9 protein-coding genes are annotated in these 12,059 nt (G+C 71.5%); 4 read left to right on the top strand and 5 right to left on the bottom strand.

Features of this window, described 5'->3' with window-relative positions; all coding sequences use genetic code 11:
• Positions 1 to 36: 36 nt before the first annotated feature.
• Both OG462_RS41785 and OG462_RS41780 read right to left on the bottom strand, forming a co-directional pair.
• On the bottom strand, positions 37 to 471 hold the full coding sequence (locus OG462_RS41785; RefSeq protein WP_406054223.1) for a YdeI/OmpD-associated family protein: 435 nt from the start codon (positions 469 to 471) through the stop codon (positions 37 to 39).
• Between the two features lie 44 nt (positions 472 to 515).
• Positions 516 to 1,181 (bottom strand): glyoxalase, encoded by a 666-nt coding sequence (locus OG462_RS41780; RefSeq protein ID WP_406054225.1) that lies wholly within the window; start codon positions 1,179 to 1,181, stop codon positions 516 to 518.
• Positions 1,182 to 1,797: 616 nt separating this feature from the next.
• On the opposite strand from OG462_RS41780, the gene OG462_RS41775 reads away from it, so the two are divergent.
• From OG462_RS41775 to OG462_RS41765, 3 genes are all read left to right on the top strand, one after another.
• Positions 1,798 to 2,196 (top strand): hypothetical protein, encoded by a 399-nt coding sequence (locus OG462_RS41775; RefSeq protein ID WP_406054227.1) that lies wholly within the window; start codon positions 1,798 to 1,800, stop codon positions 2,194 to 2,196.
• A 1,195-nt stretch (positions 2,197 to 3,391) separates the two neighbouring features.
• Positions 3,392 to 3,931 carry a GNAT family N-acetyltransferase gene (locus OG462_RS41770; RefSeq protein ID WP_406054229.1) on the top strand — a complete coding sequence of 180 codons (540 nt, stop codon included), beginning with the start codon at positions 3,392 to 3,394 and terminating at the stop codon, positions 3,929 to 3,931.
• 73 nt (positions 3,932 to 4,004) lie between these two features.
• Positions 4,005 to 4,127, top strand: coding sequence for a hypothetical protein (locus tag OG462_RS41765; RefSeq protein WP_406054231.1), 123 nt, complete (start codon positions 4,005 to 4,007; stop codon positions 4,125 to 4,127).
• Positions 4,128 to 4,344: 217 nt separating this feature from the next.
• Here OG462_RS41765 and OG462_RS41760 read toward each other — a convergent pair whose 3' ends face one another.
• On the bottom strand, positions 4,345 to 4,578 hold the full coding sequence (locus tag OG462_RS41760) for a hypothetical protein (protein WP_406054233.1): 234 nt from the start codon (positions 4,576 to 4,578) through the stop codon (positions 4,345 to 4,347).
• A 152-nt stretch (positions 4,579 to 4,730) separates the two neighbouring features.
• Here OG462_RS41760 and OG462_RS41755 point away from each other — a divergent pair, with 152 nt between their 5' ends.
• A complete protein-coding gene (locus tag OG462_RS41755; RefSeq protein ID WP_406054235.1) occupies positions 4,731 to 7,574 on the top strand; it encodes an AfsR/SARP family transcriptional regulator in 2,844 nt (947 codons plus the stop codon).
• 1,534 nt (positions 7,575 to 9,108) lie between these two features.
• Here the strand turns inward: OG462_RS41755 and OG462_RS41750 are convergent.
• Both OG462_RS41750 and OG462_RS41745 read right to left on the bottom strand, forming a co-directional pair.
• Complete coding sequence (locus OG462_RS41750; protein WP_406054237.1) at positions 9,109 to 10,530, bottom strand: alpha/beta hydrolase; 1,422 nt, start codon at positions 10,528 to 10,530, stop codon at positions 9,109 to 9,111.
• Between the two features lie 119 nt (positions 10,531 to 10,649).
• Positions 10,650 to 11,531, bottom strand: a complete 882-nt coding sequence (locus OG462_RS41745; protein ID WP_406054238.1) for a helix-turn-helix transcriptional regulator — start codon at positions 11,529 to 11,531, stop codon at positions 10,650 to 10,652.
• Positions 11,532 to 12,059 lie beyond the last annotated feature (528 nt).

Here is a 12,059-nt window from a genome sequence, read left to right as displayed (position 1 = left end):
GCTTGCGGTGCCGCGGGAGTCTTTGCTTTCGGGAGGTCAGCCCTGCAGGGTGGTGATGGCCTTCTCGATACGCCGCCGGCGCGTCTCGGGCCTCTTCGCGCTCTCGATGGCGCGCACATGCTCACGCTTACGGCTGTAGGGAAGGCTGTCGTATGCGGCGCGGGCGACAGGGGTGTCGTCCAGGGCCCGCGCGAAGTCCGGGGGCTCGACGACGACACGCGGCTCGGTGTCGAGCTCCAGCTCGACCTCGACCTCCTCGCCGATTGCGACACCCGCGGCCTGCCGGTTGGCGTTGCTCAGGCCCAGGAGGTGACGGCCCCGCAGGAGAGCGACCCGGCTCTTCCAGGAATGCCCGTTCAGCGTGATCGTCACCGGCGGCCGCGCGCCCCCGCCGAGCGCTGCCACCACCTCGGCCGGAACCTCCAGACCCCGCATGGGCTCGGGCGGCTCGACGTGGGCCCGAAACTTCATGATCTTCCTCCAGTTGCTCTGCCGGCTCATCGCGGATTCGGGGGTCAGGACGGTGTGGGGGCGAGGGAGGCCGCAGGCTCCCAGGCGAACCCGTCCTGGTCGGTGAAGGCGCCTGCGGTGCCGCCGAGGACGATGCGGTGCGAGCCGGTGCCGTCGGCGGGGACGCCGAGGTCCTTGGCCAGGGCACGACGCTTGTACAGCGCCAGCTTGATGGGGCTGGCGTGGCCGGGGGTGAACTCGGCGTACTTGCCGCCGAAGCTCTTGGCCACGCTCAGGCCCAGGCCGACGTAGAACTCCTTGGTGGCCTTCACGTCCTGGACGCCGATCAGCAGGACGACCTCGTCGATCTCGCGGGTGGCGGGGCCGCTGTCCTTCTTCGCCGAGGTCGCGATCTTCCAGATCGTCCCGTCCGGCGCCTGCACGACGCCGCCGTAGCCCCACAGCGACTTCGCGGCGGGCTTCAGCACCGTGGCGCCGGCCGCAGCGGCGGCGCCGACGAAGCTGTCGACGGTGGCCGGACCGGACACCGTGAGCGCCAGGGTGAAGCCGCGGAATCCGGTGGAGTGCGCCTCGGACGCCCGCAGGCGTATGTAGGTGTCCACGCCGAAGGCGCTGTAGAAGCGGCGAGCGGCCCCGGGGTCAGCCACCTCAAGGGTGACGGACGCGAGGGACGTGTGGGCTGCGGTGGAAGCGGTGGTTGCCATGACCATCACGCTAGGGGCCGCACAGCAGGCGGGGCTTCTCGATTCCTGACCGCTCTTGGAGACTTGCTTCGCCACACAAGCCTGCATCCCCTCCACCCTTGATCACCGCCCCGCATCACGGGCCGCACCCGCAGCATCGGCACGGTCGCCCGCCACATCCGCCGCCTGGCGCCGGAATGCCCCCGGCGGCATACCGGCCAGCCCGGTGAAGCGGATGGTGAACGTCCCCAGCGACACGCAAGGAGCGGCCCTCCTTCTCGGCCTCCGGGGCGTAGTCGAAGGGAACACCTCCGCGGTCACCGGGTCCGACCTCTTGCAGCAGGCCCTCTCCATGGATGCCGCTTTCCTCCGGTTACTCGTGTGCCGGCGCGTGGCCTGTCGTACGACCTGCCCGGCTCTGGGCATCACCCCACCATTACGCCCGCCCGCCGGAACGCACCCACGACCTCTTCTCCGACCAGCGCCGGGGGCAACCTCCTTTCCTGTGAGGCGCCGGCGTCGAGCGCCGCCTGGACGGCCCGGAAGGCTCCGTCGATCGCGCCCGACAGCGCCGCAGGCGGCTCTGTCGGCAAGCGGGGCGGCGGGTGTGTACTGGGGAGGGTTGCCGCATCGAGGGGGAAGCATGCCGCAAACACCAGATCCGGGAGCACCCGAGCCGGCGTACGAGGAGGAGCCCTGGCTGGACAGTCGTGAGGTCGCCGAGCTGTGGCCGGTGCGTAAGGACTGGCTGCCCGGCGTCGCCGGCCGTGCGGATGTCCGCGTCCGCCAGTTCGGCGGGGAGAGCCGGGGCACTTATGGAGCGGCGCCGACCTCCTACCACTACCACCCCGAGGACGTACGGCGGGCCGCGACGGCCATCGCCGAAGGCCGCCTCGACATCCCGTCGGTCTGGCGCAGCGACACTCCCGACGGTCGGCGGGCGGAGTACTGGAGCAGATTCCGGCTCCGTCTCACCTGCGCGGTCATCCTGGCCCCGGTCCTCCTCGCCCTGGTGCTGGCGGTCTATGCCATGGCGTCCTGAACCCTGAGCCGGCGGGCAGCAAGTCCAGGTCGGCCGTGGCGGGTGGCTACGTCACCCGGTAATCAGGGCCGCCCGGTCCGGGACCGGCGCACGGCATCGGCCACGGCGGGGCGAGGGGCCGGCCGGGGGCAGACCAGCGCCTGCCTCAACCAGAGCCCGGAGAAGACCGAAGCCTGATTCGAAATGCCCGGTGGCGCGCTGCCCCGCCAACAGCACTGTCGCCTCCTGCCACCCCGGCAACCCCGACAACCCCAGCAATCCCAGCAACCCCGGCACGTTCGCCGCTACCGGGACATCCCCACGTGTCATCGGCGTTACGGCGCCGGCCTCAGTCCTGGATGCGCCCGCGCCACGACCGGCCGGGACATGCCCCCGACCGACACTTCAACCCGCAGCCGGCCTGCTCCACGGCCACCTCCACCGCCCGGTAGATCCGAACACCTGCGAGCGGCAACGCTCGGCCGGACCCCGGTGGCGGCCCGAAGCGACGCGGCCGGCTGACGAGCTCGTGCACGGTGGGCGGGGAGACGTCGAGCCTTGGATGGCTGATCATGGTCAGGTGGGTGGTGGGGAACGCGTCTCGTGCAGTGATCATCAGCGATCACTTCGGGCGACAGCCCCGTGATCTGCCGACTCCGGATGATGGTCCGTGCACGTGCCCGGTTTCCCACGATGCAGACCGTGCTCAACGATCAGAGGTCCGCCGTACCAGCGGCCGGCTCTGCACGAGCTCGTTACGGGCAGTCTTGAGATGCATTCATCCCCGGCCTGGAGTCCGGGGCTTTCTGCAAGTGTCCGGGTAAGGGACCGGCGCTGTGTCCGGGGACCGAGCACGACCGGAGGGCGGGGAGCTGATCCCCTTCCCGGCCTGAGTCGCGGTCACTCGAACCCGAGGGGGCTGCGAAGGGGTCGTTGATCGGTTGTTGATCAGCCGTGTACCGGCGGCTGGCCTACTACGAGTCGGTTTTCGGTTCGCGGTCTTGGAGGACCATCGTGCTCAGGCGGACGGTTCGGGTGAGGGTCGGTGTGGCGGCGGCCTTGGTGCTGGGCGTCGCGGTCACGCCGGCCTGCGGAGGCACTGCGGTGGAAGGGGCCGGCCCGGTGATCCCCAAGGCCTGTGGTGCCAGTCCAATGGGCTGTTACTGACAGGCCGTGGTTCGGGCTTCGGGAACCGGCAGGTGCGGGGGTGGGACGGATGCCCGACATCGTGACGCGTCGGCTTCGGCTACGGCGGTTCAGTCGTGACGATGCGCCGGCCCTTGCCCGCTACCGCTCCGATCCCTGTGTCGCCCGCTACCAGACCTGGCGCTCGCCGATCGACCGAGCGGAGGCAGAGGCGGTCGTTGCCGGATACCTCAGGGAGAATCCCGACGGGCCCGGCTTCTTCCAGTACGCCATCGAGCGGAAGAAGCGGCCCGGCTTGATCGGTGATCTCCATGTCGAGACCGGGACCGGCCGCCGCCAGGCGAGGGTGGGCATCACGCTGGCGCCGGATATGCGACATCGGGGCTACGCGACCGAGGCGATGGCCGCGGTGGCGGACCGCCTCTTCGCCACGGGCGCGAAACGGATCACGGCCACCTGCGACGCCCGCAACACAGCGTCCGCGAAGCTCCTTCGACGAGTGGGCTTCGAACAGCGGGGCCGAGAGAAGCAGTACCTGGAGCGACGTGGCATCCACGCCGACGTCCTGCTGTTCAGGATGTCGGAGGGGCAGCTGCGCCGCCCCTCATGATGCTGCCGGAACCAGCCGGGTTCCAGCGGCGATCACCGAGCGCACTCACGCGCGATCACCACAGGAGGACAGCATGGACGGAGCCCGCCCGGGAAACCGGATCGCGCCGATCGACGAGAGCGAGATCGGCGTCGATACTGCGGACACACCGAGTCAGCCGGATGTGTCGGGCGACTCGGAGGAGGTCGAGGCGTAGCCGTCGTCTCGTGCGCAGCGCCTGCACAGCGCCTGCGCAGCGCCCTCCCGTCGAGGACCGCCGCCTTCGACGGGAGCAACTTGCCGACAGTCAGGGCCCCTTGGCGCATCACGTGTGTGGAAGGAACCACCGATGGGGGCCGGGCCCCTTGGCCCGTACAGCGCAGGGTCGTCCGGCTTTCTGTCGACCCGCGTGTGCTGGCTGCTGTGGATCGGCATCACCTGCCGTCTGTCGTACTCCTGCAGTTCGAAGGATGCTCCAGGCACGGGATGACTGCACGCCGGCCGGCCGGCAGGTTGATCTCGGCGAGGGGGCGCTCGCCCCGGCCGCCGCCGGGCGGTTCCGCGTGCGCGGGCTCGGTGAGGGCAGCGCAGAGCAGGCCGCCCAGGGCGAGTACGGGCAGGAGGCGGCCGAGGACGGCCCGGCCGCACCTGCCGATGGTGTGCTTCATGGATCCGCTCCGTTTCGTCGTGTGTCGTTGCGGGCTGTCCAAGGTTCGGCGCGGGTTGCCGGGAAGGGCTCAACGTTCGATGTACGTCCCGGTGCCGGGCGAGCGGAACGAGCGAGGGTGTGTTCCGGCGCGGGGCCAGGGGGAGGGTGGTCATGCAAGGGTTGACGCAGGCACAGGCACGATCGGGGCACCTGGCGGTGCGACTCCTCGGACCGGTCGGTGCCCGGCTGGGCGGGGAGCGGATCGAGCTCGGACCGCCGCAGCAGCAGGCGGTGTTCGCGATGCTGGTGCTGCGGCGTGGCCACGTCGTCGGGGTCGGGCAGTTGGTGGAGGGGGTGTGGGGATCGGCTGCCGTACCGCGTAGTGCGTCCTCGGCCGTCCGCACGTACGTCTCACAGTTGCGCGCGGCCCTGGAGCCGGACCGGCCCGTGCGGTCGGGAAGCCGGCTGATCGTCACCGTGGAGAGTGGCTATCGGTTCCTGACGCCGGCGGTTGTCGTGGACGCCGAGGTGTTCGCGCACGAGAGCGCGGACCGGGGCGGGACGGCCGAGGCCGTGTACGAGCGGCTGACGTGTGCGGTCGGGCGCTGGCAGGGCGTCGCCCTGGCCGGGGTGCCGGGGCCCTGGGCGGAACGCCGCCGCGAACAGCTGACCGAGTCTCTCGCGGCGGCACGCGAAAACCTGTACGCCGCAGCCGTCGAGCTGGGGCGATACGGGGAGGTCGTCGCCGAACTGCGCTCGATGGTCCGGGAGTTCCCGCTGCGGGAGCGCTCGCACGGGCTGCTGATGCTGGCTCTGCAGCGCACCGGACGCCAGGTGGAGGCCGCTCGGGTGTACGACGAGGCGTGCGAGGTGCTGGCGCGGGAACTGGGGACCGAGCCGGCGGCGGAGCTGAGGGATCTGCATCGTGGACTGCGTACAGGACGAAGAGTGCATCCCTTCGTATGGCCCGGTGGCACCGGCGTCCGTCCGTCGCCCTCCTCCCGCGCGGCCGCCACGGACGATCGCCGATCGGGAGCACCTGCTGCGGGCGGCCAGGCAGTCCCGTACCTCGCCGCGCACCGATCGGCTGGTGCCCCGGGCCACCGGCGGCAGCCGTCCACGGGGGCGGACCGGCGACCCGGAGCGCCTGTAGCCGTAGGCCCTGCGGACCGGCGCCCCGGAGCGCCTGTAGCCGTAGGCACCGTGCAGGGCGGCGCGAGGAGGACTGCGGCACCGCTCCCTGGCGACATCGGGTACTTCACCGGGCGCAGCCGACTCATCGGCGAGATAAGGGATCACCTGCTCCAGGCCCGCCCCGGGCACAGCCCGGCGATGGCCGTCGCGACCGTCACCGGCATCGGCGGTGTCGGCAAGACCGCGCTCGCCGTCCACGTGGCACATGGCCTGCGCGCGGCCTTCCCCGACGGGCAGTTGTACGTCGGCCTGCGTGCCGGCGCCACTCCCGCGGACCCGGCCGGTGTGCTCGCCGATCTTCTCTCCGTACTCGGCACCCCGCCCGACCGGCTGCCGCTGGACCTGGAAGAGCGGGCCGCGCTGCTGCGCACCCTGCTCGCCGACCGCCGTGTGCTGCTGGTCCTGGACGACGCCCGGGACGCCGCCCAGGTTCGCCCCCTCCTGCCCGGAACGGCCGGCTCCGCGGTACTCCTCACCACCCGGGCTCCTCATATCGCGGTCCCCGGCGCCCGTTCCTTCGCCGTGGACGTCTTCGCCGAGGCCGAGGCGGTGACGTTGCTCGGCACCCTCGCGGGCTCCGCACGCGTGGCCGCCGAGCCCGAAGCCGCCCGGGCCCTGGCCGACTCCTGCGGCCGTCTGCCACTCGCCGTACGCATCGTCGGGGCCCGCCTCGCCGCCCTGCCGCGCCACAGCCTGCGCGCCTTCGGGGCGCGGCTGACCGACACCCGCACCCTGCTCGGCGAGTTGAGCCACGGCGACCAGGCGGTGGAGCCGGCCTTCCAGCTCGGCTACCGGGCCCTGACGCCCGATCAGGCCAGGGCGTTTCGTCTCCTGTCCCTCCTCGACGCCCCCGATGTGCCGCTGCCCGTCGCCGCCGCTCTGCTCGGTATCGAGGAGAGCGCGGCAGAGGACCTCGCGGAGAGCCTGGTCGACACCGGAATGCTGGAGTCCCCCGCCCCGGGTCGCTATCGCCTGCACGACCTGCTCCGGCTCTACGGCCGACGCCGTGGCGAATCCACCGAGCCCGAGGACCGGGCGGCGGCGCTGCGCCGGGTCCTGGCCCTCCTCTACGGCAGCGCGGTGCATGTGGCACGGACGGCTCTGCCCGACGACGTCCCCTCACCCCCCTGGCTCCAGACGCCGGGCCGTGCGGGCATCGCCTTCGAAGACACCGAGCAGGCCCGTGCCTGGTTCCGCGCGGAGCACGCCGTGCTGACCTCTGCCGTGGAGCAATCGCTGGCGTCGGTCCCCGACGCCCTGCGGACGGCCGTGGATCTGCTGACGCTGATCGCGGTCTGCAGCCTGTTTCCGAGCCGTGGTCACTACGAGGACGCGTGCCGGCTCGCCGGATCGGCCGCTCGGCGGGCAGCGGAGGCCGGCGAACCCGAGTACCGAGCCCGCGCGCTGCACACGCGGGCCTGGCTTTCGTCTCTGGTGGGCCAGTACGCGGCAGCGGAGAGGGACCTGCGCGAGGCGCTCGCCTGGGCGGAGGCGACCGGCAGCGCCCGGCGCCTTCACATGTCGGGGGTGCTGCTGGCGCTCGTCCTGCGCGCCACGGGACGCGTCGGGGAGTCGCAGGCCGCGATGGCCAGGGCCGAGCATTTCGCGGGCGATCCTGACGACCCGGCGAGCCCTGCCGGCTTCGCCCGCTTCGTAGCCCGCTTGCACGTCGCCGTGGGCGCGGACCAGCCGCCCTTGGGGCTGCCTCTGATGACACCGCTGATGCGCCGTGTGGACGCCCACGGGACCTCGCTGGTCAAAGCACAGGGAGTAGTCCGCCTGGGGGCCGCGCTGAGCGGGCTCGCCACGTCGGACGACTGACCGAAGACGGGATGGGAGTTGAAAGATGAATCCGGGAAGATCGACGGAGAGCAAGACCGTCTGAGGTGACGCTGGCCGACCATGACTGTGGGGCGGGGTTCGCCGTTTCCGGCGGACCCCGCCCCTGGCTTTTGTCAGCCGATGGCGCGGCTGGTTGCCCAGCCGAGGTCGCCGGGCATGAAGCGAGTGCCATGGGTGTCGGGGCCACCATGGGTGTCGGGGCCACCATGGGTGTCGGGGCCACCATGGGTGTCGGGGCCACCGGGGGTATCGGGGCCGCCGGGGCTGCCGGGTAGAACCTGCAGTTCATCGACGTGGACCCGGAGTCCGGACAGACCGGGAGCCCGACGGCCTGGGTCGACAAAACGACCCACGACATCCTGCTCCAGAGCTGCACCGCCGACGAGACGACCCACGCCGAGTACACCGCCGACGAGACGACCGCGCCAAGTGCATCGAGAGGAACACGCCCGGCCACGACAAGGTGGCCCCCGAGGACGAGAGCGTGATCCGCTTCCCCGCCCACATGCTCCCGATCCTGAGGCAGGCCTGCGATGCCGCAGAACGAGCCCCCCCCCCCCCCCCCCCCCCCCCCCCCCCCCCGGTTCGATGAGCGGCTCACCGACGCCCGACAAAGCCACAGCCCCCTTCCCCACTTCAACCATGGTGAGGAGGCGGGAACACATCCGCGCGAGCGGGGAGCAGTTCCGGGGCCTCCCCTCCCGAATCTCCCGCGCGGGACCGTCCCCACGCGGGACCAGGAGCCGTTCCACGGTGTGGGCGCGGTGCTCGCGGGAACACCCCCGCACGAGCGGGGACCAGGTGAGCGAGTCGAACAGACTGGGACCTTGTCCGGCCGGTCACGTGCCTGTCCTCATCGGCAGATCCATCCGTAGCAGGCTTCGCGACTCGGCCATACCGGGTGGTGAACCGGTCCAACAGACGGATCGCCATGCCGTGGTCGCAGAAACTGGGCCATCTCCTAAACCGTACGTCCACCGCCGACGGTTGCGGCGGGGTCAGCACCGCAGGCCAGGACGATCCCGGTGAGAGCACTGTCGATCGGCCGCCCGGACTGAAGAGCCGAGTCCCCTTCCACTTCGACGGCGTGCATCAGCAGAGTCATCTCGCAGCAGACCTCGATCACGCCGGCCCCCTCGTCGAGAAGCCGCGTGAGCGCGGCATGGTCGCCCCACCCACCGCTTGACGGGCCGGAGTCCGTAGGCTTTCGAACTCGAAGCTGCTCACCGCGGCATCACACCTCGACGACAGGCAACCATGACCGGCCGGACAGGTCCTAGGTGTATCGACCTGCAGCGTTGTCGACACGACTGAGGGGCGGGCTCCGCCGCGGCGTGCCCGAGGAGTCGGCCCGTGAGGACACCTCCGACCAGGATCCGCCTGCCGAGAACGGTCAGCCCGGCATGACGGTCGGACACGAAGACCTCCGTGTGCGGTGGGGAGCCCAGAGACCTCCACGACACCGGAGGTCTTCACCATGATCAAGACCAGGCCCCGTCAACAGCACCCGCGATCAATACACCTCACGCAGCAGGAACTCCTCGGCAGCCCGGGCACCGCCCTCGCTACGGCTCTGGGTGGAGTGGCCGGCGCCCGGGAGAACGACGAGTTCGGGCCGCGGGGTCACAGACGCCAGGTCGCGGGCCCACCGCACCGGCGTCGACAGGTCCCGGTCACCGGCGAGGATCAGCACCGGCATCGTCAGAGTGCGGCGGAGCGCCGCCTGATGGGGGCGCGAGGCCGGCCAGAACAGACAGGTCCGCGGAATGCCCTGCGCACCCGCCGTCTCCCGCTCAAAAGGCCACACCGCCGCCGGCCGGATCCGCTGGACGGCCTGCTTCAAGGCGCCTTCCCGACCCTCGACAGGGGCGGAGGCATCGCCCCATGGCCATCGGGAGTCGGCACAGAGCGTCGCGGCGTGCAGTCCGGAGCTGAACTCCGAAGGCGGTTCGTCGGACGGCGCGGAGAACCCGGCGACGAGACCGTCGAGGCGGGCCCGGTCGCCGGAGGCGGAGGCGTGGATGGCGCCGAGGATGCCGAACCGGGGGTTGTCGAGCTTCGGGTCGATGATGCTCGCGATGACGAGCAGATTGAACACGCCGACGCCGTTGCCGTCGCGCCGGACGACCCTCGCCAGGTCCCGGGCCGGGTCGAAACCGCACCCCTGCTCACGGCAGGCGGTGCGGAGCACCCGCGCAGAGTGGCCGAGGGCGTCCTCGTACAGCACGCCCGCACCGTCGAGCGGTACGACGGAGTCGAGGACGAGTCTGCGGACCCGATGCGGATGGCTCAGGGCGTACTGGCCGGCGGTGAACGTGCCGTACGAGACCCCGTCGAGCGTCCAGGAGCCCACGCCGAGGGCGCGCCGCAGGTCTTCCAGATCGGCCACCGTGTCAGCGGTCGTGTAGAAGTTCCGTTTCACGCCGAGGCTTTCGGCGCAGGCGGTGACGGCGCCGGGCGTGGGGGCGACGGTGTCGCTGCTGCCCACCTCTCTCTGGAGCTGCGGGCAGTCGACGGCCGCGCCGCCGGTACCGCGCTGGTCGATCATCACCAGCCGGTACTGGGCCAGGGCTTCGGGGAGCCGCTCGCGGATCCGCTGGACGAAGGGGACGCCCGGCTGGCCGGGGCCACCGGTGAGGAAGAGCAGCGTCCCCTTGGGCGCGTCGGCGGTGCCGAAGAGCGCGGTTTGGAGCTTCAAAGTGCCCGGCACGGCGCCCGTACGGTCGAGAGGCACGGCGAGATCGGCGCAGGTCACGTCGGTCTGTCCGGGGCAGGGACGCGGATCGGTGAGCCCCGGTGCCGCGACAGAGACGGCAAAGGGGGCGGTGCGGACCGAGGAGTACGGGGCCGGGGCGGCGCCCGGTGCGGAGCCCACGCACATGACGGCCGTCAGGGCGGCGGCCACAGTCGTACCGGCTCTGGTCAGGAAGATCATCGTCACGTTCCCCCACAAGGAAGACGGTGCGCCGTGCAGCACCCACAGGGAGCACGGCACCGGCCGGGTCTGCGGCCGCCGCCAGTCTGCGGCGCGCCCTGCCCCGGGGCGTTGGACATTCATGCGCGATCCGCGAGAACACCCCTCAAGGCGCTGGGGACGCTCCCCGTATGGCTGCGGCACGCACGGGTCAGATGCGCCTGGTCGGCGAACCCGTAGACGTACGCGAGGGTGCGCAGGCTGTCCTCGCCCTCCTCAAGCGCGTGCAGGACGCCCCGGATCCGCAGCTCGTTGCGGTGGCGCGTGAGCGTCGTGCCGGTGACGGCGCGGAAAACACGGCTGAGATGGTGCGGCGAGACCCCTGCCGCGCCGGCCAGCTCCTCCAGGGAGAGACGGAGCCCCGGGGTTCCGCCGGCCAGGACGGCGCAGACGTCGCGGACCAGCCGGGCGTGAGCGCGGGCGGCAGCAGGGCGGCTGCTCGTGTCCCTGCGCCAAGGCCCGGCGGAGGCGGCCACATCGTCGAGCAACCGGTGCAGCCGCTCGCCCAGTTCGAAGTCGTCGGCCCCACGCCGTGCCGCAGCCAGCAGCGCCCGGTGGTGCACATCGGTCCTACCAGTGACCGTGAAGCGGCGGGAGAGCGACGGGCCGTCGAACCGGTCGGTGAACAGCTCGGCGCCCAGCCGGATCTCGGTGGACCGGTCACCGGGGCCGATCGGGTGGGCCACTCGGTGTTCGTCGCCCGGCCGAGTGAGATAACCGCCGCTCGCGTCGACGAAAAACTCCTCGCCGGCGATCCGACGGAGGTAGCCGCCGGACCGGGCCAGGACCACGGTGTACCCGTCCGCGTGCCCGGGCCCGACGAACCCCGTCCTGTCCTCGCAGCACAGAATGTCCTCGACGGTGATCCCGGCGGCGCTGATCCGCCCGCGCAGCGCGCCACGCCGCTCCCGTACGGCCTCGTCCTCGAGTAACTCCCGGGTACTGCAGCCCTCTTCGTTCATGCGTTCCCCCTGGGGACCCGGATCCCCCACCGAGATGCGGTCCACACCCGCAGAGGGCAAACCGTGAACCGACCGGAAGACCCACCGCTCCAGGACACATCGCCCGGTCGTCAGCCGGATCGTACTGAACCCGCAGCGCCGCCACCCACACCGGCATCAACCCGCGCCCAGCGAGCACGCCGACCAGGGCCGACGCCACGGCGCGCGCAGAGACGCGTCCGCCAGGATGCTGCAGGCACCGACGCCGAACACCGCGACCACGAACCCGTCACAGAGCGATCCGGTGGGCCAGGGCCCGCACCCGGACACGCACCACAAGCCGGCCCACTACCCCGACCTACAGCCAGGAACATCCCCACCCCAACAGAGGAACAGCCGTTGCGGATCCCGGCCGACGGCCCATCCCCGCGCACGCAGGGAGCAGGGCGGCTCCCGGGACCAGGCGAGGGCCTCCTCGGGCCTCGCGCGTACGGGGAGCAGCATGGTCCGTGCGTCGCCTGCCAGCCAGTACCGGGAACACCCCCCGCA

It is taken from the genome of Streptomyces sp. NBC_01077 (assembly GCF_045162855.1).
Classification (GTDB): Bacteria; Actinomycetota; Actinomycetes; order Streptomycetales; family Streptomycetaceae; genus Streptomyces.
The sequence above is the reverse complement of the archived record's forward strand: the minus strand, read 5'-3'. Positions and strand labels throughout refer to the sequence as shown.

Excerpts from the sequence above, each read along its gene's own strand:
- OG462_RS41770 (WP_406054229.1), top strand. The coding sequence starts at position 3,392 with ATGCCCGACATCGTGACGCGTCGGCTTCGGCTACGGCGGTTCAGTCGT.
- OG462_RS41785 (WP_406054223.1), bottom strand. The coding sequence starts at position 471 with ATGAAGTTTCGGGCCCACGTCGAGCCGCCCGAGCCCATGCGGGGTCTG.
- OG462_RS41745 (WP_406054238.1), bottom strand. The coding sequence starts at position 11,531 with ATGAACGAAGAGGGCTGCAGTACCCGGGAGTTACTCGAGGACGAGGCC.
- OG462_RS41765 (WP_406054231.1), top strand. The coding sequence starts at position 4,005 with ATGGACGGAGCCCGCCCGGGAAACCGGATCGCGCCGATCGACGAGAGC.
- OG462_RS41755 (WP_406054235.1), top strand. The coding sequence starts at position 4,731 with ATGCAAGGGTTGACGCAGGCACAGGCACGATCGGGGCACCTGGCGGTG.
- OG462_RS41775 (WP_406054227.1), top strand. The coding sequence starts at position 1,798 with ATGCCGCAAACACCAGATCCGGGAGCACCCGAGCCGGCGTACGAGGAG.
- OG462_RS41760 (WP_406054233.1), bottom strand. The coding sequence starts at position 4,578 with ATGAAGCACACCATCGGCAGGTGCGGCCGGGCCGTCCTCGGCCGCCTC.
- OG462_RS41750 (WP_406054237.1), bottom strand. The coding sequence starts at position 10,530 with ATGATCTTCCTGACCAGAGCCGGTACGACTGTGGCCGCCGCCCTGACG.
- OG462_RS41780 (WP_406054225.1), bottom strand. The coding sequence starts at position 1,181 with ATGGTCATGGCAACCACCGCTTCCACCGCAGCCCACACGTCCCTCGCG.